Genomic DNA, 21,892 nt, shown 5'->3' with positions numbered 1-21,892 from the left:
CTCGCGAGTGCTCATCGCCGGGCCGCCGACGCCGACGCCGGGGCAGGGGCCGACGCCGACGCGGGGGAGGGCGCGGGTGAGGCCAGGAGCTCTGCGACCAGCGCGGTGAGCAGCCGGGTGCGGTCGGGCAGTTCTGCGACGATCACGTGCTCGTCGTCGGCGTGCGCGCCGCCGCCCACGGCACCGAGGCCGTCCAGCGTCGGGGTGCCCACCCCGGCCGTGTAGTTGCCGTCGGAGGCCCCGCCGACCGAGATCGACTCCAGCGCGCGGATGCCGAGACGCTCCGCGATGCGGCACGCGCGAGCGAACAGGGCCGCGGAGGCCGCAGCCTCCATCGGCGGACGATTGATGCCGCCCTCGATCGACACGGCGGCACCCTCGATCCGGGGGACGAGGGCGAGGATCGAGTCGTGAGTGCGCTGCTGCTCGATCACGGTGCGCGCACGCACGTCCACCATGAACGAGGCGTGCGCAGGCACCGTGTTCGACGTGGTGCCGCCGCGCATGCGGGTGGGCGTCACCGTCGTGCCGAGGTCGGGAGCGGCGAGCTCGGCCACGGCCTGGATCTGATGCGAGAGTTCGACGGTCGCGTTGACGCCCTGCTCCGGCTCCAGGCCGGCATGGGCCGCGCGCCCGCGCACGTGCACCTCGTATCGGGAGACGCCCTTGCGCGCGGTCTTGAGCGCGCCGCCGGGGCCGGCTGCCTCCAGGACGAGGGCGGCGGCGCAGCGCCGGGCCTCCTCCTCGATCAGCGTCCGCGATGTCGGCGATCCGGGCTCCTCGTCGCCGGTGATCAGCAGGGTCACTCCGTCGCGGTCGGGCAGAGCGGCGAGCGCGTGGAACGCGATCACCAGGCCCGCCTTCATGTCGAACGAACCGGGGCCACGCAGGATGCCGTCTTCGATCGAGGCGGGGTGGGTGACGATCGTCGAGAGCGGCCACACCGTGTCGTGGTGACCGAGCAGCAGCACGCCGTCTCCGTCGCCGAACCGCCAGCGCAGGTGGGTGCGGCCGTCGATCGTGAGCCGCTCCGGGGCGTCTCCGAGGAGGCGCTCACCCATTTCGGCCACCGTGTCGGCGCTGCGGGCGACGGCGTCCAGATCATCCGACGGCGACTCGCATCGCACCAGGTGCTGGATGTCCGCGATCATCGCGGCGGTGCGATCTGGCATCGCTGCTCCCTTGCTGTGGCATGCCCGTTCCCCGGGGCTCCCATACTGCGGGGCGCCGGGCGCGACGGGCTCGTCGGAACCACCGAACGCACCGGCGTGCATTGGTCGGGTTCGATGGATGCATCGCCCTCGGCGAATCCGTCGAGATCGATCGGGAATGACTCTTGCATTCAGCTGGTTCACAGCAATAGGCTGGTGGGCTGTCGCGCCAACCGGACGACATCGCCGAGCCCCTGAGGAGGACACCATGACCACGATCGCCACCGCGCGGATCGCAGCTCTCGGCTCGACCCCGGCGCGTCCGCTCATTTAGAGCCACCCCGCCCCTTCTTCATCGGATGCCGGACTCTGCGAGTCCGCTCTCGCATCCGTCCCCTTCCGCAACCGCAGTCCATACGAAATTCGTCTGAGAGACATGTCCTCCTCGCCTTCCGTGCAGAATCCCTCCCCTTCATCGACCCTTTCCACTCCAGCCGCACTGTGGCGCCTGAAGCCCTTCGTCAAGCCCGTCATCTGGCGGCTCGCCGGCGGTGCCGCCAGCGCCCTCATCGCCGCGATCATCGCCCTGATGATTCCGATCGTCCTCGAACAGATCATCAGCGGGCCGGTCTACTCCGGGGAGATCGGCGCGATCGTCTGGGGTGCGCTCGCCGTCTTCGCGCTCGGCCTCGGCGAGGCGCTGATGGTCTGGCTGCGTCGTCAGTTCGTGCTCAATCCCTCCACCGAGGTCGAGTACAAGATGCGCACCGAGCTCTACTCGCGCCTGCAGACCCTCCCGGTGTCGTTCCACGACCGCTGGGGCTCCGGTCAGCTGCTCAGCCGCATGATGCAGGACATCGGCCTCATCCGCCGCTGGCTCGCCTTCGGTCTCGTGCTGCTCGTCGTCAACCTGCTCACGATCGTCATCGGCTCGGTGCTGCTGTTCCGGTGGCACTGGCTCCTGGGCACGATCTTCCTGGTGACCGCGATCCCGCTGTGGATCCGCGGCTACCTGTTCGAGAAGCGCTACGGCGCCCTCACCCGCCGCAGCCAGGATCAGGCCGGCGACCTCGCGACCAGCGTCGAGGAGAGCGTGCACGGCATCCGCGTGCTGAAGGCGTTCGGACGCGGCAAGCACGCCCTCAGCCGCTTCAGCCGCCAGGCCGAGACGCTGCGTGAGACCGAGATGAGCAAGGCCGGCGCGATCGCGTCGATCTGGTTCTGGCTCGACCTCATGCCGCAGATCGCGTTCGGTCTCAGCCTGATGTCCGGCATCTGGCTGATCTCCGTGGGTCAGATCGGCGAGGCGCAGCTGTTCGCCTTCTTCGCGATGGCCGTGGTGCTCCGCTGGCCCATCGAGTCGATCGGCTTCCTGTTCTCGTTCATGCTCGACGCCCGCACGGCGACCGACCGCGTGTTCGACATCTTCTCCGAGACCAACACCATCACCGACCCGGAGAATCCCGTGCACATCGCGCATCCGCGGGGAGAGCTCGCGTTCCAGAACGCGCACTTCCGCTACCAGGACGCGGGCGCCCACGAACGCGACCTGCTCGACGGCATCGACCTGGTGCTGCGCCCCGGCGAGACCATGGCGCTGGTGGGTCTCACCGGCAGTGGCAAGACCACCCTCACCACCCTGCCCACGCGTCTGTACGACGTGACGGGCGGCAAGGTCACGCTCGACGGCGTCGACGTGCGCGATCTCCCGCTCGCCGAGCTCCGTCAGCACATCGCGATGGCGTTCGAGGACGCGACGCTGTTCTCGGCGACCGTCCGCGAGAACGTGCTGCTCGGCCGCGCCGACCTCGACGTGCACAGTGACGAGGGCGAGCGGGTGCTCCGTGAAGCGCTCGACGTGGCCCAGGCGTCGTTCGTCGACACGCTGCCCGAAGGCGTCGAGACGGTGATCGGCGAGGAGGGGCTCAGCCTCTCCGGCGGCCAGCGCCAGCGGCTCGCCCTCGCCCGTGCGGTCGCGGCGAAGCCGAAGGTGCTCGTGCTCGACGACCCGCTGTCGGCGCTCGACGTCGACACCGAGGCGCTCGTGGAGGAGGCCCTCCGGCATGTGCTCGCCGACACCACGGCCATGATCGTGGCCCACCGGCCGTCCACCGTCGCGCTCGCCGACCGCGTCGCCCTGCTCGAGGCGGGCCGGGTCACCGCGGTGGGTACCCACTCCGAGCTGCTGAAGACGAGCCGTCACTACCGTCACGTCATCTCCAGCCTCGAGGCGGAGGAAGCGGCACGCACCGGGGCGATCCCGATCATCCGCGATGAACAGGCCGAGATCGAGGACGAGGTCCGCGAGGGCCTCGGGATGGCGGCCGCCGACGAAGACCCGATCACCGAGAAGGAGGTGCAGCGATGAGCTCCGCCATCACCGGAACCCAGGACGAGGATCGTTCCGAGTACACCCGCGAGGAGAGCCGGCAGATCCGTCGACGGTCCCTCCGGCTGCTCGGATCCCTGGTCCGCCCGCTGAAGCCGCAGATCGTGCTGGCCGCCGCGGTGCTGATCGTGTCGACGGCGCTGCAGGTGGCAGGACCGATCCTGATCAGCATCGGACTCGACCGCGCGCTGCCCGAGGCGGTGAAGCGCGCCGACTGGATGCCGACGTTCATGATCGGCGGCATCTACCTGCTCGCCGGTGCGCTCGCCGCCGTCCTGATCGCCTGGTACGTCATCATCGCGGCCAAGCTCACGCAGGCGGTGCTGCTCGACCTGCGCAAGCGCATCTTCCTGCACACCCAGCGCCTGAGCCTGGAGTTCCACGAGTCGTATACGTCCGGTCGCATCATCTCCCGGCAGACGAGCGACCTCGACTCGATCAAGGAGCTCCTCGACGGCGGTCTGAACGAGCTCGTCTCCGGAGTGCTCTTCGGACTCTTCACGTTCATCGCGCTGTGCGTCTGGGACTGGCAGTCCGGCCTCATCCTCGCGATCGGCGGGGTGCCGCTGTTCTTCCTGATGAAGTGGTTCTACTCCCGGTCGCAGCTCGTCTACCGCGAGTCGCGAGTGATCAGCGCGAAGGTGATCGTGCAGTTCGTCGAGACGATGACCGGCATCCGCGCCGTGAAGGCGTTCCGCAAGGAGCCGCGCAACGACAAGGCGTTCCAGGAGATCGCGGGCGAGTACCGCGACGTCAACCGTCGCTCGATGCTGCTGTTCGGCACGTTCGAGCCCGGCCTCATGGGCGTCGCGGCGCTGGTGCTCGGCATCGTCGTGCTGTGGGGCGGCATCCGCGTCTCCGAGGGGGCGCTCACCGTGGGTGTGCTGCTGTCGGCCGTGCTGTACGTGCGCAACTTCTTCGCTCCGATGCAGGAGATCGCGATGTTCCTGAACTCCTACCAGTCGGCCACCGCCGCGCTGGAGAAGGTGTCGGGCGTGCTCGAAGAGGTGCCGACGGTTCCGGACCCCGAGAAGCCGGTCGACCTGTGGGAATCCCGCGGCCACGTCGAGTTCGACGAGGTGACCTTCGGCTACAACGGCGAGAAGACCATCCTCCCGAACTTCTCGCTCGACATCCCCGCGGGGCAGACGATCGCTCTGGTGGGTACGACCGGCGCGGGCAAGTCCACGCTGGCCAAGCTCATCTCGCGCTTCTACGACCCCTCGGAGGGGCGCGTGACGCTGGACGGCGTCGACCTGCGCTCGCTGCATCCGAAGGACCTCCGCCGCGCGATCGTCATGGTCACGCAGGAGGCCTACCTGTTCAGCGGGACCGTCGCCGACAACATCGCGCTCGGCAAGCCGGATGCGACGCTCGACGAGATCAAGGTGGCAGCGCGCGCCGTGGGCGCCGACGGGTTCATCTCGTCGCTGCCCGACGGCTACGGCACCGACGTGAACAAGCGTGGCGGACGGGTCTCGGCGGGCCAGCGCCAGCTCATCTCGTTCGCCAGGGCGTTCCTCGCCGACCCCGCGGTGCTGATCCTCGATGAGGCCACGGCATCACTGGACATCCCGTCCGAGCGGCTGATCCAGGACGCCCTGCAGACGCTGCTCAAGGACCGCACCGCGATCATCATCGCGCACCGCCTGTCGACGGTCGCGATCGCCGACCGGGTGCTGGTGATGGAGCACGGGCGGATCATCGAGGACGACACTCCTGCCGCGCTCATCGGCGGCACCGGCAAGTTCGCCCAGCTGCACGCGGCCTGGCAGGAGACACTGGTCTGATGATGCGGACGGCTGCCTCTCTGCGACCCCGGGTCCGACCCGCGGTCGCAGAGAGGAGCGCCGGGCGGGGAAGGCGGGCACGGGTGCACCGACGGTCCGCATGCGTGGGTAGCATCGGAGCATGGACCCGGTGCTGCTCGTCACGGAGTGGTGGTGGATCGCGCCTGCCGCGGCCGCGGCAGGAACGGCCGGTGCCATCGGACTGCGCAGGCGGAGCACGGTGAGCGGCCGTCGACTCGCGTACGACGCGGCGAGGAACGACCTGCGGCTCGCGCAGTCCGCGGCCATCGAGCGCCGCGCGGCACTCAAGATCGCACGTGCCGAGCACGCGCGGGTCGCCGCGGAACGAGCAGCAGGGCGGGCGTCCACCGAGCAGGTGGCGAGCGCCCGGAGGATGCTGCGCGAGGCCGAGCGCGACGTCAGGGCGGGCGTGGCCGACGTGAAGGCCAAGCAGGCGCGCCTCCAGGCGGCTCGGGTCGCCATCCCCGCCGCATCCGCTCCCCGTCCGCTGGACCGGCTGCGCGCCGAGCACGACGCCGTGATCGCGAAGTGGATGCAGTACGAGACCGATCCTGCTCGGCAGATCGCCTACCCCGAGATGACCGACGTGAGACAGCCGGCGACGGTCGCCTACCTGCACGCCTCGGAGCGCGCGAGCGAACTCCGGCGGGGCCTGGGCGAGCGGCCGACCCCGACCGAGTTCGGCGCCTATCGCGACGCGGTGGCGGCGTTGGCGACGGCGTTCGACGTGGCAGAGCACGGTGCGAGGGTGAAGGCGGGCGAGGTGCCGCCGTCGCCGTCATGGCAGGAGTCGGCCCAGGACGCGATCACGCGGTCCGCCGAGGCCATCGAACGTGCGGCCGGTGCCGCGGCATCCGTCATCTCCCGATGGACCACGCGCGGGCGTGACGGTACTCCGCCTCACGGCGGCAATCCGCCGCGCGACGGCGCGTAGCGGCTTCGGACCGCCCGGGATGGGAGCGCTCCCCGTCGAGCGTGATGAGGGCGACGAGGTCTCGATGGGGGAGGGGATTCGAGACCCCGCCGCCGGTCTACGTCGTGATGCGGATCTCGGCGATGACCTCGCCGTACTCCGTCTCGCCCACGGGCGTGAATCCGACCCGGTGGAAGAACGTCTCCGGCCCGCCCTCACCGGCCTCGTAGATCACGTCGACATGGTCGACCCCGCGCGAGCGCGCCTCTTCGACGAGAGCCTCGACGGCGTAGCGACCCACTCCGCGACCCTGGTCGTCCGCGTCGACGTTGATGCGCCAGAGCACGGAGCGGAAGTGCTCCTCCGGGGCCTCGGAGTCGAAGTTCGCGCTGACGAAGCCGACGACCTCGTTGCGGTCGAGGATCACCCGCTGCCAGGACGTCTGCGGGTTGATGACGGTGGCCGCGATCCCGTAGGAGACGGGAGCGAGGAACTGCTCCTGCCCGGGCTTGAGCGACAGGTTGTTCACGGCGACGATCGTCGCAGCGGAGAGTTCGACCATGCGCAGTTCGGACATGCTCCCAGGCTAACCCCTCCCGCGGGGAGGTACACGTTTCGGACGAACATTTCACCCGGGGCGTTCCTCGTCGACGACGGAGGGGCGTTCGCGCCCGGGCGGGGGCCGCAGGGTCGGAGCCGCTCAGGTATCTTGGTATCGAGACAAATTTCCCCGCGAACGGAGTACCTCCCGGTGACCGACGACGCCATCATCTACACGTACACAGACGAGGCACCGGCGCTCGCCACCGCCTCGTTCCTCCCGATCATCCAGGCTTACACCGGCCAGGCCGGCATCGAGGTCGAGACGCGCGACATCTCGCTGGCGGGCCGCATCCTCGCCGCCTTCCCGCAGAAGCTCGCACCGGAGCAGCAGGTCGGCGATGCGCTCGCCGAGCTGGGCGGGCTCGCCACGCTCCCCGAGGCGAACATCATCAAGCTGCCGAACATCTCGGCATCCATCCCGCAGCTGAAGGGCGCGATCGCCGAGCTGCAGAAGCAGGGATACGACATCCCCGACTTCCCCGACGAGCCGACCTCCCTCGAGGAGAAGGACGTCCGTGCCCGCTACGACCGCATCAAGGGCTCCGCCGTGAACCCGGTCCTGCGCGAGGGCAACAGCGATCGTCGTGCTCCGCTCGCGGTGAAGAACTACGCGAAGAAGCACCCGCACCGCAACAAGCCGTTCGCCGCGGGATCGAAGACGCGCGTCGCGACCCTCGGGCACGACGACTTCAAGCACAACGAGCGCTCGTGGGTCGCGGCACACGACGACGTGCTGAGCTTCCGCCACACGGCCGAAGACGGAACGGTCACCGTGCTCAAGGAGGGACTCAAGGTCCTCCCGCGCGAGATCATCGACGCCACGTTCCTCTCCGCCGCCGAGCTCGACGCATTCCTCGCCGAGACGCTCGCGGCGGCCAAGGCCGATGACGTGCTGTACTCGGTGCACCTCAAGGCCACCATGATGAAGGTCAGCGACCCCATCATCTTCGGCCACGTCGTGAAGGCGTTCTTCGCCGACGTGTTCGCGGAGTACGGCGACCGGCTCGCCGCTGCGGGACTCAACGCGAACGACGGTCTCGGCTCGATCCTCTCGGGTCTGGCGAACGTCGCGGACGGTGCGGAGATCGCCGCCGCCTTCGACAAGGCCATCGCCGAGGGCCCGCGCCTGTCGTACGTGAACTCCGACAAGGGCATCACGAACCTGCACGTGCCGAGCGACGTGATCGTCGACGCGTCGATGCCCGCACTCGTGCGCAACGGCGGCAAGCTCTGGGGCAAGGAGGGCGAGGAGGCGGACACGCTCGCCGTCATCCCCGACTCCTCGTACGCGAGCGTCTACCAGGCCGTGATCGACGACGTGATCGCCAACGGCCCGCTCGACCCCGCCACGATCGGCACCGTTCCCAACGTGGGTCTGATGGCACAGGCGGCCGAGGAGTACGGCAGCCACGACAAGACCTTCGAGATCGCCGCAGACGGCGTCGTCCAGGTGCTCGACGGCGAGGGCACGGTGCTCATCGAGCACACGGTCGGCAAGGGCGACATCTGGCGCGCGACGCAGACCAAGCACATCCCGGTGATGGACTGGGTCAAGCTCGCGGTGACCCGTGCGCGCGCCACCGGCGACCCCGCCGTGTTCTGGCTCGACGCGAACCGCTCGCACGACGCGCAGATCATCGCCAAGGTGCACCAGGGTCTGGCGACGCTCGACACCAAGGGCCTCACGATCACGATCCTCGCGCCCGAAGAGGCCACGCGCTACACGCTCGCGCGCATGCGCCACGGGCTCGACACGATCTCGGTCACCGGCAACGTGCTGCGCGACTACCTGACCGACCTGTTCCCGATCCTCGAGGTCGGCACGAGCGCCAAGATGCTCTCGATCGTGCCGCTGCTCGCGGGCGGAGGTCTGTTCGAGACCGGTGCGGGCGGCTCCGCGCCGAAGCACGTGCAGCAGCTGGTCGAGGAGAACTACCTGCGCTGGGACTCGCTGGGTGAGTTCTTCGCGCTCGCAGCGTCGCTGGAGCACTTCGCCGACCGCACGGGCAACGAGAAGGCCCGCGTGCTGGCGGAGACGCTGGATGCCGCGACCGGTACCTTCCTCGAAGAGGACCGTTCCCCGGGTCGCGCGCTGGGCACGATCGACAACCGCGGCAGCCACTTCTACCTGAGCCTGTACTGGGCGCAGGAGCTGGCGTCGCAGACGAAGGATGCCGAGCTCGCCGCGGCCTTCGCTCCGATCGCCGCGACCCTCGCGCAGAACGAGGAGACCATCGTCTCCGAGCTCAACGCGGTGCAGGGCAAGCCGGTGGAGATCGGTGGCTACTACCGCCCGGACGACGCGCTGGTCGAGGCCGTCATGCGTCCCTCCGCGACGCTGAACGGCATCGTCGACGCACTGCGCTGAACCGACGGAAGGGGGCGGATGCCATGGCATCCGCCCCCTTCTTCGTACCCGCCGGCGAATGCCTGGCGCGCGGAAACGGAGACGAAGCAGACTGTTCGCGGCGCGTCGCACGGCAACACGCCGGAGCGGACACATCCGATCTCCGTTTCGGTCGTCGTCGAACATCGCCGGCCGCCTCGATGAGCGGGGGACGGGGCGACGTCAGTTGTAGACCGAGATCTCGAGGCCGACGGGCGACCAGTCGTAGACGTACTTGGCGAGATCGATCGGCAGGTTCACGCACCCGTGACTCATCCGCTGGCCGAAGTTGTTGTGCCAGTAGGTGCCGTGGAACCCGATGTTCGGGGCGAACCAGGTGATCCAGGGCACATCCTCTGTGCAGTACGGGGCGCCCTCGTAGCAGCCCATGTCCTGGATGCGAGTGTGGGCGAACACCTTGAAGCTGCCCGTGGGCGTCAAGGTGCCGGGCAGACCGGTGGAGACCGCCCACGAGTTCACGACGGCGTTGTTCTCGAAGAGGTAGGCCCGCTGCGAACCCAGATCGATCTCGATACGGCGGAACAGGTTCACCGTCTCGAAGGGCGTCTCGGCGACCGTGAGCTCGAAGACGCCGTCGCCGGCGCCGAGCTGCTGAGAGAACTGCTCGGCGATGCCCGAGGTGTCGCCGACCGCTCGGCCGGTGGCGCCCTCCTGCTCGGCGCGCAGCACCGTACCGGCGGAGTCGACGATGTTGGTCGCGTTGACCGGCGCGCGGTCGACCAGCGCAGGAAGGGTGTCGACGGTGGCCTGGATCGCCTGCGGGTCGGCCTCGATGCGCAGCTGGCCATCGTCGTCGACGACGGTCAGCCATGTCGCGGCGACCGCGGCATCGATCGGCACCGTCCGCTCCCCGCCGACGTAGAAGCCGATGTTCGAGAGCATGGTGTTGAGCGAGGTGGCGGTGGCCGTGGCGTCGTCGTCCGACACCGCGGGAAGAGCCTCGGCCGGACCGCCGGGGTACTCGAGGGTCTTGCTCCCCTCGCCGACCGCAGCGGTGAAGGCGGCGGTGAGATCGGCGACATCGATTCCTGTGCCGGTCTCGGACGCGGTGATGACGTAGGTTCCGCTCGCGGCATCGAAGACGACACCCGCGTCCACGGGGTCTTCGAAGCTCGTCGGCACCGCACCGCGCAGTGCGGCCGACGCCTTCTCCGCGTCGAGCGCGATCTCGGCGGGAACGGGATCTCCCATCCACGCGCCGAGGTTCCAGAGCGGGTGCTCGGCGAAGGCGGTGTCCGCGAGCGCGGTGGCATCGACGGTCGCGCCGAGGTCGGCACCCGTGAGCACGGTGCCGTCTCCCGCTCCGGTGAGCGTGATCTCGGTCTCGGCGAGATGCGCGTTGACCGCTTCGGCGGCCGCACCCGGCGTCATCCATCCGACCGGGATCCCGGCGACGGTGGTGCCGGGGGCGATGAGGACCATCGAGGCGGCACCGGCACCCAGGGCGACGACGCCGACGCCGAGGCCGATCCACAGGCCGAGACGACGTTTCCTGGGAGCGGGTTCGGCGGGCGCCCAAGCGAGAGGCTGCTCGCCGGTGATCGGCGGAACGACCTCTGTGGAGTCGTCACCGTGCGCTTCGGCTGCTGCGCCCGGCGCAGAAATCAGATCGGTCACGAACTTCACCCCCCGGCTCTCAAACGTGTCCTGACGTTCAATGGTACGGGATGGCAGGTAACGGGGAGGCAACGGTCCGTGCTATCGTCCCTCCCCGCAGGCCGCGACTCAGTCGATGATGGCGATTCCGTCGATCTCGACCAGCATCTCCTCGCGGGGCAGGCCGGTGAAGACGGTGGTCCGCGAGGGGAGCACGCCGCTCGTGGTGTGGGCCGTGACGAAGGCGCCGTACGCGTCGTTCATGATCGGGAAGTCCTCGCGCTTGGTCAGGTAGACGCGCAGCATCACGACGTCATCGAACGTCGCGCCGGAGGCTTCCACGATCGCCTTGACGTTCTCGAGCGTGCGGGTGGTCTGCGCGGCGACGTCGCCGGGGAAGAGGTACTCGTTCGTCTGGGGGTCGACGGGCCCCTGTCCGGAGACCTGCACGAAGGGTCCCTTGCGGATTCCCTGGGAGAAGGTGTGAGCGGGGGCGGGTGCGGCGTCGGTGGAAACTCGGATCTTCGCGGTCATGCCGCCAGCCTAGTAGCCTTGTTAGATGCCTCTACAAATTCCGGATCCCGTTCTCGGCGCCTGGACGAAGGGCTTCCCCGCGCGGGCCGCCGGCCTCCGCCTGTCGGACGTCCCCGGTGCCGGTCTGCACCTCTCGGACCTCCCCACGCCGGTGCTGACCGTTCACGAGGATGCCCTCGCACACAACGAGGAAACGGTCTTCGCCTGGGCGCAGGAACAGGGCGTCCTGCTGGCGCCGCACGGCAAGACGACGATGGCCCCTGCTCTGTGGCAGCGGCTCCTCGACGCCGGAGCGTGGGGGATCTCGGTGGCGACTCCGTGGCAGGCCGAGGTCGCGGTCGACGCCGGCGTCGCGACGGTGCTGATCGCCAACGCGGTCACGGATCCCGCCGCGGTGCGCCGACTCGGAGAGATGCTCGCCGACGACGAGGGGCTGCGGGTGCTGTGCTGGGCAGACTCGGTCGAGGGAGTGGCGATCCTCGCGGCGGCCATGGCCGGTGCGGCACGGCCGCTCGACGTCCTGGTCGAGCTGGGCGGCGCACAGGGGCGCACCGGTGCACGCACCGTGGACGAGGGGGAGCGGATCGCGCACGCGATCGCGGCGGCCCCCGGTCTGCGCCTCGCGGGCGTGGCCGGATATGAGGGACCGTTCGGGCCGGATCGCGGTGACGCCTCGATCGCGGCGGTCGACTCCTACCTCCGCACGCTGATCGAGCTGCACTCCCGCCTGGTGTACGCCTCCGGCCTCCGGCCCGTCCTCAGCGCCGGCGGCAGCGCATTCCCCGATCGTGTGGCGGCCGTGCTCGCGACGCAGGGCCATGACACAGACGTGGTGCTGCGCTCCGGCGCGTTCCAGATCCACGACGACGGGTTCTACTCCCGGATGTCGCCGTTCGGTCAGGTGGCCGGAACGGCGCCGCTCCGCTCGGCGATGCACGCGTGGTCGCGTGTGCTCTCGCAGCCGGAGGACAGACTCGCGCTGCTCGATGCCGGTCGACGCGACGTGCCCTTCGACCTCGATCTCCCGGTCCCGCAGACGGTCGCGGGGGAGGTCACCGCCCTGAACGATCAGCACGCCTTCCTACGCCTCGGTGAGGGAGCGACGGTCGCGGTGGGCGAGGTCGTCCGCCTGGGGCTCTCCCACCCGTGCACGGCCTTCGACAAGTGGCGGGTGGTCGCCGTGATCGACGACCCCGACGCCGTCGACCCGCGTGTGATCGGAGCGGTCGCGACATGCTTCTGAGTGCGGAGAAGGCTGCGTCCGGGCTCGTGCGGATCTACCGCGGGGCGACGGTCGTCGACGGGACGGGTGCGGAGCGGTACACGGCCGACGTCGCGGTGGAGGGCGCCAGGATCGTCGCGATCCGGGGCGTCGGATCCGACGCCGCCGACCTCGAGCTCCCGGAGGGGACCGTCGAGATCGCGGCGTCGGGCCTCGTCCTCGCCCCCGGCTTCATCGACATGCACGCGCATAGCGATCTCGCCGTGCTGCGCGGCATCTCGCACGACGCGAAGATCAGGCAGGGAGTCACGACCGAGGTCCTCGGACAGGACGGCCTCGGCTACGCACCGCTCGACGATGCCGCCGCCGCCGTGATCCCGGCACAGATCGCCGGCTGGAACGGGACGCCGGACGACGTCCCGTGGCGCGCGATGGACGATCTGCTCACGGCGATCGACGCCGCAGCCGTCGCGAACGCCGCCGTGCTCGTTCCGCAGGGGAATCTCCGGATGATGGTCGTCGGGCACGAGAACCGGCCGGCGACGGCGGACGAGGTCGGTGCGATGGCCGATCTGCTGGGGCAGTCCCTGGATGCGGGCGCCTTCGGGATGTCGAGCGGCCTGACCTATACGCCCGGTATGTACGCCGACACCGCGGAACTCGAAGCGCTGTGCCGCGTGGTGGCGGAGCGCGGGGGGTACTGGGCGCCGCACACCCGCAGCTACGGCGGCGGCGCGCTCGACGCGTATCGGGAGGCGCTGGACATCGGTCGGCGCACCGGCTGCCCGATCCACCTCACGCACGCCACCATGAACTTCGTCCCGAACCAGGGCCGCGCGGGCGAACTGCTCGCGCTGATCGACGAAGCCATCGCGGACGGCGTCGACGTCACCCTCGACACCTACCCGTACCTGCCGGGCGCCACCACGCTCGCCGCGCTGCTGCCGAGCCGGCTGGCGGGAACGGGCGACCTGCTGCGGGCCGTCGCCGCGCTCGACGAGGACGGCAGGGAAGCCGTGCGCGTCGAGCTCGAGGAGGTCGGCTGCGACGGGTTCCACGGCGAGAAGGCCGACTGGACGCAGATCCAGATCTCCGGCACGGCGAATCCCGCCCTCGCCGATCTCGTCGGGCGCACGGTCGCCGAGATCGCCGAGACGAGCGGACGTCGGGCCGTCGACGTCGTGCTCGACACCGTGATCGAGGATGCCGGGGCGACCGGCATCCTGATGCACATCGGCGACGAGGGCAACGTCCGCGCGATCATGCGTCACCCGCAGCACGCCGGAGGGAGCGACGGGATCCTGATCGGCGCCCGACCGCACCCGCGCGCACGCGGCACGTTTCCGCGCTACCTCGGCCACTACGTCCGCGAACTCGGCATCCTCACCCTCGAGGAGGCGGTGCGACACCTGGCGGGCACGCCCGCTCGGCGCCTCGGCCTCGACCGGGGCGACGCTCCGCGCGGCATCATCCGGCCCGGGGCGACCGCGGACCTGGTGCTGTTCGATCCCGAGACCATCGCGGCAGGTGCGACCTTCGACGCGCCCTTCGCCACCCCGCAGGGGATCGTCGAGGTGCTGGTCGGCGGAGTTCCGGTGCTGTCGGAGACAGGCATGACCGGGGCCGCCCCCGGCCGGGCGCTGCGGATGGCGCCGCCGGCTCATCGGGCGACGCTGCCGCGCATCGCCTCTCGCATCGATCCGTCCGCTCCCCGGTTCGCCTGGACCGAGGCGACCCCGATCCTCGCGGCATCCGAACTGGCAGCCTCCGCCGCCCGGTTGGGAGGCCGCGGGGAGGACGACGGGCTGCCACCGATCCGTCTGCTGGTCGATGAGACGCTCGGCGCGGATGCCGCGTCGCGCGGCCGCATCGCCGCGGAGGCCTTCCGGGTGAGCGTGAGCGCCGCCGGCGTGGAGGTCAGGGGCGCGAGCCCTGTCGGCGTGTTCCGCGGTGCGACGGTGCTGCGTCAGCTCCGCGGGTCGGAGGGGGAGACGTCTCTCCTCCCCGCGGGTGTCTGGGAAGGCGCTCCCGCCTACGGCTGGCGCGGGACGATGCTCGACGTCGCCCGGCACTTCCGGAGCGTCGACGACGTCCGTCGTCTGATCGATCTGCTCGCCGATCACCACCTCAACGTCCTGCACCTGCACCTCACCGATGACCAGGGCTGGCGCTTCGAGGTGCCGGGCTACCCCCGTCTCACCGAGGTCGGCGCCCGCCGGGAGTCGACCCAGCTCGGTCACGGGCCGCTCTCGACGGTGGAGCCGGGGGTGCACGAGGGTTTCTACACGACCGCGGAGTTGCGTGATCTCGTCGCGTACGCGAACGCGCGCTTCGTGACCCTCGTCCCCGAGGTCGAGCTCCCCGGACACATTCAGGCGGGCCTGGCCGCATACCCCGAACTCGGCAACGTCGATGTCGGGGATCCGGTCGTCGCGGCCTGGGAGCGCTTCGGGGTGAACCCCCGCACGCTCGCACCGACCGACGCCTCGCTGGCATTCGGGCGCGCGGCGATCGATGCGCTGTGCGACGTGTTCGACTCGGAGTGGATCGGGATCGGCGGCGACGAGGTGCCGGTGACCGAGTGGGCGCAGAGCGCCGCGGCCGCCGAGCGGATGAGCGACCTCGGTCTGGACACCCCGCACGACGTGCAGCCCTGGTTCACGGCGCACTTCGTCGCGCATGTCCGTGCCCGTGGTCGCACCGCTCTCGCCTGGGACGAGGTGCTCGAGGGCGAGGTGCCGGAAGGCGTCCGCATCCTCGCGTGGCGCGGCCCGGTGGCGATGCGCGAGGCCCTCCGGCGCGGTATCGAGGTCGTCGCGTGTCCCGACCTCGAGGTCTACCTCGACTATCCCCAGTCGGAGTCGGAGGAGGAGCCCATCAGGGTCGGCCCTCCGTTGACGATCGAGCGCGCGTACACCCTGCGTGTCGAGGACGGCGCGGTGGGCGGACAGGCGAACGTCTGGAGCGAGCACCTGCCCACGCGCGACCGCGTCGACTTCGCCATGTTCCCTCGTCTGTCGGCGATCGCCGAGCGGCTCTGGGAAGGCGGAGATCCCGCGCCCTACGACGACTTCGGACGGCGTCTGCCGACCCACCTGCGCCGCCTCGCCGCCGCGGGGGTGCGGTATCGTCCCCTGGACGGGCCCGAGCCCGGACAGCGCCGCTCCGGGGTGCCGGGGAAGCCTCTCACGATCGAGGCGCGGGAGAAGATCGTCGCAGGGCTGGTGGAGCGTCTCATCGAGCGCTCGAACACGGTCGTCGCCGACGATCGAAAGTAATGTAACGTTTCGGTAACCCTCCTCGCGCGTCCGCGAGCGGAGGTTGCGTAAATTTTGTTCGTAAGGTCTACTAACAAACATGTCCGTTTCGGATGAACAGCGTTCCGCATCGCCGTCAGAGTACGTCGGTGCGAATGCGCACGCCTTCGGCCCCGGGCGTCACCTGCGCTCGCGCTCCAAGGTCCTTCCCGAGCACGCCCGCGGGCACAACCGCGCACTGGTGCTGCAGACCCTTTACCACGCGGGGGCCATGAGCCGCGCCGACCTCTCTCGGGAGACGGGGCTCACCAGAGTCACCATCTCCGACCTGGTCGCCGAGTTCATCGCCGACGGCATCGTGATCGAGATGGGCGTCCGCGAGGCCGTGGGACCGGGGAAGCCCCCGATCCTCATCGACATCGATCGATTCGGCCACCAGATCGTGGGACTCGACCTCTCGGGACCCAACGCCTTCACCGGCGCGGTGCTGAGCCTCGACGGCGACGTTCTCGAGCGACGCGAAGTGCCGCGGCCGGAGTCGCCAGACGGGGAGGCCGCGTACGCTGCTCTGCGCGGACTCGCCCAGAGCCTGGTGGAGGCCTCGACGCAGCCGCTGCTGGGAGTCGGCATCGGCACCCCGGGTGTCGTGCGTCCCGATGGCGTCGTGCTCAGCTCTCCGAACCTCGGCTGGACGAACTTCCCCCTCGAGGCGAAGCTGGGCGTCGATCTCGATCTGCCGGTCCTCGCGCGCAACGACGCGAACGCCGCAGTGCTCGCCGAGTACACCTTCGGCGACGCGAAAGCCGACTTCATGCTCATCAAGATCGGCCGCGGCGTCGGCGCCGGCCTCATCACCGGCAGCCAGCCGTTGCTGGGCAGCCGTTTCGCCGCGGGGGAGATCGGGCACGTGGTCGTCGGAACAGACGGCGGCCCGCGCTGCGCCTGCGGCAAGGACGGCTGTCTCGAGGCATGGCTCAGCGTCAGCCGTCTGCGGGCGGCTCTCGACGCGGACCCCGACGCGCGGGAGGATATCCTCCGCGATGCCGGGACGCGCATGGCGATCGCCGTCGCCCCCATCGTGGCCGCCCTCGATCTCTCCGAGGTCGTGCTCTCCGGCCCGGCCGACCTGCTCGACGGCGTCCTGATCGACGCCGCGATCGAGACCCTGCACGCACGCACCCTCGAGGGCGTGTTCGAGGACGTCGTCGTGCGCCGCACCCATCAGGAGGACATCGTCCTGCGCGGAGCCGCCGTGATGGTGCTCTCCGGACAGCTGGGAGTCTCGTGATCGCCACGTCCGCCATCGCCGGAACTGCCGGGAGCGGCATCCGATGACGGGCGCAGGCATCGCCGACCGCTCCGGTCGGCGGGTACGAGTGGGCCTCGATGTCGGTGGCACCAAGATCGACGCGGTGGCGGTCGATCCGTCCGGCGACATCCGCGGACGACTGCGCCGTGCCACGGGATGGGGCGATGAGGCGGTCGTCGAGAGCATCGTGATGGCCGTGGCCGCGCTGGCCGAGGAGAGCGGATTCCCGCTCTCCGACGTGGGCTCGGTCGGGATCGGCATCCCCGGACTCGTCGATGCCGAGGCGGGACGCGTCGATCACGCGGTCAATCTCGGTGTCGAGTCCCTGGACCTCGCGGCGAGGGCCGAGCAGGCGCTCGGCGTGCCGTTCCGGGTGGAGAACGACGTGAAGGCGGCAGCCCTCGGCGCCGCCGTGCTGAGCGGGGTCGCCGGTTCCATGGCCTACCTCAACCTCGGGACCGGCGTCGCCGCCGGCATCGTGATCGACGGACGCATCTGGCGTGGCTCGAGGGGGACGGCCGGCGAGGTCGGTCACCTGTCCGTCGACCCGCGCGGACGCCTCTGCGGCTGCGGACAGCACGGATGCGTCGAGACGTTCTGCGGAGGAGGCGCCCTGGCCAAGGCCTGGGGGCGTCCGGGCGCGCTGCCGATCAGGGACATCTTCGACGCGGCCGATGCGGGGGATCCGCTGGCGGTCGCGCTCCGCGACGACCTCTTCCACGGCGCCGCCGCGGCGGTGCGGGTGCTCGTGCTCTCCGCCGATGTCGAGACCGTCGTGATCGGCGGAGGACTCACCGCCCTCGGGGACCGGCTCGAGAGCGGTATCCGCGCGGCGCTGCACGCCGGTGCCGAGGCGTCACCGTTCATGCGGTCGCTCCGTCTGGATGAGAGAATCGAACTGATTCCCGCGGGTTCCCCCGCTGCCGCTTTCGGCGCCGCACTGGTCGGCGCTTCCATCACCGAGAAGGAGATCGTTCCGCATGGCTGAGGTCGTCATCGTCGAGAATGCCGAGGCCGCCGGCGCTTTGGTCGCCACCGAGATCGTGGAGCTGATCGCTCGTCGACCCGATGCGGTTCTCGGCCTCGCCACCGGCTCGACTCCGCTGCCCGTGTACCAGGCGCTCCGCTCCCAGCTCGCCGGCCGCGACGTGTCCCAGGTGCGCGGCTTCGCTCTCGACGAGTACGTCGGCATCGACCCGACGCACCCGGAGAGCTACCGTTCGGTGATCACCCGGGAGGTCGTCGAGCCACTCGGACTCGATCCCCAGCGGATCCACGTGCCCAACGGCGCCCAGGCGACTATCCAGCACGCGGGTGACGACTACGAGAGGGCCATCGATGCCGCCGGCGGCGTCGACCTGCAGATCCTCGGCATCGGCACCGACGGTCACATCGGCTTCAACGAGCCCGGCTCGTCGTTCGCGTCGCGCACCCGCGTCAAGACGCTGACGGAGCAGACCCGCGAGGACAACGCCCGCTTCTTCGACTCGATCGACGACGTGCCCATGCACTGCATCACGCAGGGACTCGGCACCATCCTGAAGGCGCGTCACTTGGTGCTGCTCGCCTTCGGCGAGGGGAAGGCCGAGGCCGTCGCCGGGGCCGTGGAGGGCCCGCTGACCGCCCTCCTGCCCGGCTCGGCGATCCAGCTGCACCCGCACGCGACGATCGTCGTCGACGAGGCGGCGGCGTCGCGTCTCGCCCTCGCCGACTACTACCGCTACACGTTCGCCAACAAGCCCGCCTGGCAGGGCATCTGACGCAGGTTCTGCGAGTCGAGCCCGTCTGACACGCGTTCGGACGGGCTCACCCCGCGAGCGTCGGCCAGGCGAGCGGCAGCAGATGCTCGAGGCTCAGCGGTGCGAGCGGCAGTGTCGAGACATCGGCCCGGGTGATCCATCGCAGCTCGGCGAGCTCGGCCTGGACCGTGACCGCGCCGGGATCGACGGATGCGGCGAACGCTGCGGCGACGACGCGGTGCCCCGGTTCGTTGGCAGCCTCTGCGACGAAGGTCCCGAGGGGGCGGAGGTCGGACTCGTCGAGGAGCAGACCGAGCTCCTCGTGCAACTCGCGGATCAGCGTCTGCGCGGCCGACTCGCCGGCCTCCGGCTTGCCTCCCGGCTGCATGAACCGGGTCGTGCCCTGCTTGCGGACGACGAGCACCCTGTCGTCGTCGTCGATGATCACCGCGGCGCTCACATGGATGTCAGGCATCGGGACGGAACACCTTTCCGGGGTTGAGGATGCCGAGCGGGTCGAACACCGCGGCGATCTGACGTTGGAGGCGCCACTGGTCGTCGCCCAGCTCCTCGGCGAGCCAGCGGCGTTTCAGGACTCCGATGCCGTGCTCGCCGGTCAGTGTCCCTCCCAGGCGGATCGCGGCGCGGAACAGCTCGTCAGCGGCGGCCCAGACGTGTGGCGGCGTCTCCGGCCCCTCGAAGATGAAGTTCGGGTGCAGGTTGCCGTCGCCGGCGTGCGCGACGGTGGGGATCGTGAGTGCGTACTCGTCTTCGATACGTGCGATCTCGTCGAACATCGCGGGCATCGCACTGCGCGGCACCGAGACGTCTTCGATCAGGGTCGTCCCGAGGGAGGCCATGGCCGCGTGCATCGAGCGGCGGACGGCGAGGAGACGCTCGCCTTCCTCGCGATCGTGCGAGACCACGGTGATGCCGTCGTGTGCGCTCAGGATCATGGCGATCGCGTCGGCCTCGACACCGGCTGCCGGGCCATCGGTCTGGATGGTCAGCTGGGCGGCTCCCGGCGCCGGCGCCGGGAGGGCGAGGAGCGCGTGCACGGCGGCGAGACTCGCGGCATCCATCAGCTCCATGATCGCCGGCTGCACCCCCGCGGCGGTCACCGCGGCGGAAGCGGCAGCCGCGGCCCGGACGGCGGGGAATGTGGCGGTGACGGTGCAGGTCTCGCCCTGGACGAGCCGGCGCAGCTTGAGCGTGGCGCCGACCACCACGCCGAGGGTGCCCTCGGACCCCACGACCAGCGCGGTGAGGTCGAGACCCGTCACTCCCTTGACGCTGCGATGCCCGAGGTGCAGCAGGCGGCCATCGGCGAGCACCAGGTCGACCCCGAGCACCGCGTCGCGCACGACACCGTACTTGGCGCACAGCAGACCACCGGCACCGGTGGCGATGTTGCCGCCGACGGTGGAGATGTCGCGACTGGCCGGGTCGGGCGGCCACCACAGGCCGTGACCGGCGAGTTCCGCATTGAGGTCGGCGTTCAGGATGCCGGGCTCAACCACGGCGAGGAGGTCGTCCGTGCGCACCTCGAGGATCGCCGTCATCCGCCGCATCGACAGGACGATCTCACCGGTTCCGGCGTTGGCGCCACCCGCGAGGCCGGTTCCGGCACCGCGCACGACGACCGGCGTGCGTGTCGCCGTGGCGATGCGCATCGTCTGTTGCACATGCTCGACGTTCTCCGCGTGCACGACGGCCAGCGGACGGCCGGCGGCGGAGTGACCGGAGCGATCGGCCCTGGCCCCGTCGAGTGCGGCCTCGCTGACGTCCACGAGCGCCCCGAGCGACTCCTGCAGCAGGGACAGGACGCTCGACTGCGCGCTCACGACGGGATACTCACGACAGGGCGCGGCGGCCGCTCAGGACGCCGGCGACGACGGCGACCAGGGCGAAGGCGGTGCCGATCAGGGCCTGCCCGAGAGACCACCAGGCGATCGTGACACCGACGTAGATCAGCAGTTCCACGGCGGCGCGAAGGAACGGGTGCACGCGCAGCACCGGTCGTGGCGAGAGGAACAGCGCCCAGATCAGGATCACGAGGACAGGTGCGCCGATCCCGATGACGATGTTCCAGGGCAGGTCCCAGCTGGCGAAGCCCCACAGCGCGAGGGACGCCACGGCGGCGACCAGGACGATGACGCGAACGATGTCGAGGGCGGTGACGACCGGGCGTTCGACACCGGGGACGGGGGCGGGATCCGAGGGCATGGATCCAGTCTATTCGGCGGTGGCGGCGTCCTCGGCCGGGGCGACGGTCGGCGCGAGCACCGTCTCCCGCGTCGTGACCGGGGTCTGCTCCACAGGCGCGGGTGCGGTCGGCGCGGGCGTCGGCTCAGTCGGTGCAGGTGCAGGTGCAGGTGCAGGTGCAGGTGCAGGTGCGGGAGCAGGGACAGTCGGGGCTTCGACGACCGACACCACATCGCTCGCCGGAATCGTCGTGTCGACCGGCTCTTCGCCCGTGCCGTCTCCCGGTGCCGGAAGAGTCTCTTCCGGCTGGGGGAGCTCTTCACCCGGGAGGGGCAGCTCCTCACCGGGGAAGGGCAGCTCTTCGCGATCGAACCAGCCCTCGGGCTCGAGGGCGAGGAGCGTCGTGTCGGCGATCGGAGCGCTACCCGACTCCAGCACGTACTGGAAGACGACGCTCGTGCCCGCAGGATCGAAGAACTGCCAGATGTCGGGCCGGAGGTCGATCACGCCGAGGCCGGCTTCATCCAGGACGGTCCTGCCGCCGCCACCGTGACTGTCGTCGAGCAGCGCTTCGACGGTGGTTCCCGGCACACCCGTGATCGGCACGAGGTAGTGGATCTGGAGGCCTTCCCACTTCATCGTCGCCGTGGCCCAGCTCGGGGCCTCGGTCGGGATCGTCGGCTCGACGGGCTCGACGGGCTCGACGGGCTTCTCAGGCTCGGGGTCGGGATCGGGCGTGGGCGGGACCACGGGAGG

Annotated in this window: 16 protein-coding genes and 1 pseudogene; 9 read left to right on the top strand and 8 right to left on the bottom strand. The window is 70.2% G+C overall.

Translation table 11 applies throughout. The features are described from left to right. Positions 1–11 precede the first annotated feature (11 nt). The gene (locus tag CQ042_RS07410; RefSeq protein ID WP_219844829.1) at positions 12–1,172 is read right to left on the bottom strand and encodes a M20 family metallopeptidase; all 1,161 of its coding nucleotides are present in this window, start codon (positions 1,170–1,172) and stop codon (positions 12–14) included. A gap of 415 nt (positions 1,173–1,587) precedes the next feature. Between CQ042_RS07410 and CQ042_RS07405 the strand changes: the two genes are divergently transcribed. The 3 genes from CQ042_RS07405 to CQ042_RS07395 all read left to right on the top strand — a co-directional run bounded on the left by CQ042_RS07405 (position 1,588) and on the right by CQ042_RS07395 (position 6,285). Further along, positions 1,588–3,519: an ABC transporter ATP-binding protein gene (locus CQ042_RS07405; protein WP_105669845.1), complete on the top strand. Its 1,932-nt coding sequence runs from the start codon at positions 1,588–1,590 to the stop codon at positions 3,517–3,519. Then, positions 3,516–5,330, top strand: coding sequence for an ABC transporter ATP-binding protein (locus CQ042_RS07400; protein WP_105669844.1), 1,815 nt, complete (start codon positions 3,516–3,518; stop codon positions 5,328–5,330). The genes CQ042_RS07405 and CQ042_RS07400 overlap by 4 nt, the downstream gene beginning before the upstream one ends. A gap of 121 nt (positions 5,331–5,451) precedes the next feature. Next, the gene (locus CQ042_RS07395) at positions 5,452–6,285 is read left to right on the top strand and encodes a hypothetical protein (RefSeq protein ID WP_105669843.1); all 834 of its coding nucleotides are present in this window, start codon (positions 5,452–5,454) and stop codon (positions 6,283–6,285) included. A 97-nt stretch (positions 6,286–6,382) separates the two neighbouring features. Here CQ042_RS07395 and CQ042_RS07390 read toward each other — a convergent pair whose 3' ends face one another. Continuing rightward, on the bottom strand, positions 6,383–6,841 hold the full coding sequence (locus CQ042_RS07390) for a GNAT family N-acetyltransferase (protein WP_105669842.1): 459 nt from the start codon (positions 6,839–6,841) through the stop codon (positions 6,383–6,385). Between the two features lie 174 nt (positions 6,842–7,015). Here CQ042_RS07390 and CQ042_RS07385 point away from each other — a divergent pair, with 174 nt between their 5' ends. Continuing rightward, positions 7,016–9,235, top strand: coding sequence for an NADP-dependent isocitrate dehydrogenase (locus CQ042_RS07385; protein WP_105669841.1), 2,220 nt, complete (start codon positions 7,016–7,018; stop codon positions 9,233–9,235). Between the two features lie 201 nt (positions 9,236–9,436). On the opposite strand, the gene CQ042_RS07380 is transcribed toward CQ042_RS07385, so the two are convergent. Then, positions 9,437–10,891: a L,D-transpeptidase gene (locus CQ042_RS07380; protein ID WP_258132120.1), complete on the bottom strand. Its 1,455-nt coding sequence runs from the start codon at positions 10,889–10,891 to the stop codon at positions 9,437–9,439. A gap of 108 nt (positions 10,892–10,999) precedes the next feature. Next, positions 11,000–11,404: a RidA family protein gene (locus CQ042_RS07375; RefSeq protein ID WP_105669839.1), complete on the bottom strand. Its 405-nt coding sequence runs from the start codon at positions 11,402–11,404 to the stop codon at positions 11,000–11,002. 25 nt (positions 11,405–11,429) lie between these two features. Here CQ042_RS07375 and CQ042_RS07370 point away from each other — a divergent pair, with 25 nt between their 5' ends. From CQ042_RS07370 to nagB, 5 genes are all read left to right on the top strand, one after another. After that, positions 11,430–12,647: an alanine racemase gene (locus CQ042_RS07370; protein ID WP_105669838.1), complete on the top strand. Its 1,218-nt coding sequence runs from the start codon at positions 11,430–11,432 to the stop codon at positions 12,645–12,647. Next, positions 12,638–15,904, top strand: a complete 3,267-nt coding sequence (locus CQ042_RS07365; protein WP_105669837.1) for a family 20 glycosylhydrolase — start codon at positions 12,638–12,640, stop codon at positions 15,902–15,904. The genes CQ042_RS07370 and CQ042_RS07365 overlap by 10 nt, the downstream gene beginning before the upstream one ends. Before the next feature lie 79 nt (positions 15,905–15,983). Continuing rightward, positions 15,984–17,171 carry an ROK family transcriptional regulator gene (locus CQ042_RS07360; RefSeq protein WP_105669836.1) on the top strand — a complete coding sequence of 396 codons (1,188 nt, stop codon included), beginning with the start codon at positions 15,984–15,986 and terminating at the stop codon, positions 17,169–17,171. Positions 17,172–17,214: 43 nt separating this feature from the next. Next, on the top strand, positions 17,215–18,180 hold the full coding sequence (locus CQ042_RS07355; protein WP_105669835.1) for an ROK family protein: 966 nt from the start codon (positions 17,215–17,217) through the stop codon (positions 18,178–18,180). After that, a complete protein-coding gene (nagB, locus tag CQ042_RS07350) occupies positions 18,173–18,952 on the top strand; it encodes a glucosamine-6-phosphate deaminase (protein WP_105669834.1) in 780 nt (259 codons plus the stop codon). Before CQ042_RS07355 ends, nagB begins: the two co-directional genes overlap by 8 nt. Before the next feature lie 46 nt (positions 18,953–18,998). On the opposite strand, the gene CQ042_RS07345 is transcribed toward nagB, so the two are convergent. The 4 genes and pseudogenes from CQ042_RS07345 to CQ042_RS07330 form a co-directional block, all read right to left on the bottom strand. Next, positions 18,999–19,406, bottom strand: a complete 408-nt coding sequence (locus CQ042_RS07345) for an NUDIX domain-containing protein (protein WP_105669833.1) — start codon at positions 19,404–19,406, stop codon at positions 18,999–19,001. Beyond that, positions 19,399–20,775 (bottom strand): FAD-binding oxidoreductase, encoded by a 1,377-nt coding sequence (locus CQ042_RS07340; RefSeq protein ID WP_258132119.1) that lies wholly within the window; start codon positions 20,773–20,775, stop codon positions 19,399–19,401. The genes CQ042_RS07345 and CQ042_RS07340 overlap by 8 nt, the downstream gene beginning before the upstream one ends. Positions 20,776–20,785: 10 nt before the next feature. Further along, on the bottom strand, positions 20,786–21,157 hold the full coding sequence (locus CQ042_RS07335) for a YrdB family protein (protein ID WP_105669832.1): 372 nt from the start codon (positions 21,155–21,157) through the stop codon (positions 20,786–20,788). A gap of 9 nt (positions 21,158–21,166) precedes the next feature. Then, positions 21,167–21,892, bottom strand: a pseudogene (locus CQ042_RS07330) (hypothetical protein); the annotation flags it as partial.

The organism is Microbacterium sp. MYb62 (assembly GCF_002979475.1).
Taxonomy (GTDB): Bacteria; Actinomycetota; Actinomycetes; order Actinomycetales; family Microbacteriaceae; genus Microbacterium.
The sequence above is the reverse complement of the archived record's forward strand: the minus strand, read 5'-3'. Positions and strand labels throughout refer to the sequence as shown.

Bases quoted from the DNA above. Each gene is read 5' to 3' on its own strand.
- CQ042_RS07410 (WP_219844829.1), bottom strand. From the start codon at position 1,172: ATGCCAGATCGCACCGCCGCGATGATCGCGGACATCCAGCACCTGGTG.
- CQ042_RS07405 (WP_105669845.1), top strand. From the start codon at position 1,588: ATGTCCTCCTCGCCTTCCGTGCAGAATCCCTCCCCTTCATCGACCCTT.
- CQ042_RS07400 (WP_105669844.1), top strand. From the start codon at position 3,516: ATGAGCTCCGCCATCACCGGAACCCAGGACGAGGATCGTTCCGAGTAC.
- CQ042_RS07395 (WP_105669843.1), top strand. From the start codon at position 5,452: ATGGACCCGGTGCTGCTCGTCACGGAGTGGTGGTGGATCGCGCCTGCC.
- CQ042_RS07390 (WP_105669842.1), bottom strand. From the start codon at position 6,841: ATGTCCGAACTGCGCATGGTCGAACTCTCCGCTGCGACGATCGTCGCC.
- CQ042_RS07375 (WP_105669839.1), bottom strand. From the start codon at position 11,404: ATGACCGCGAAGATCCGAGTTTCCACCGACGCCGCACCCGCCCCCGCT.
- CQ042_RS07370 (WP_105669838.1), top strand. From the start codon at position 11,430: ATGCCTCTACAAATTCCGGATCCCGTTCTCGGCGCCTGGACGAAGGGC.
- CQ042_RS07365 (WP_105669837.1), top strand. From the start codon at position 12,638: ATGCTTCTGAGTGCGGAGAAGGCTGCGTCCGGGCTCGTGCGGATCTAC.
- CQ042_RS07360 (WP_105669836.1), top strand. From the start codon at position 15,984: ATGTCCGTTTCGGATGAACAGCGTTCCGCATCGCCGTCAGAGTACGTC.
- CQ042_RS07355 (WP_105669835.1), top strand. From the start codon at position 17,215: ATGACGGGCGCAGGCATCGCCGACCGCTCCGGTCGGCGGGTACGAGTG.
- nagB (WP_105669834.1), top strand. From the start codon at position 18,173: ATGGCTGAGGTCGTCATCGTCGAGAATGCCGAGGCCGCCGGCGCTTTG.
- CQ042_RS07345 (WP_105669833.1), bottom strand. From the start codon at position 19,406: ATGCCTGACATCCATGTGAGCGCCGCGGTGATCATCGACGACGACGAC.
- CQ042_RS07335 (WP_105669832.1), bottom strand. From the start codon at position 21,157: ATGCCCTCGGATCCCGCCCCCGTCCCCGGTGTCGAACGCCCGGTCGTC.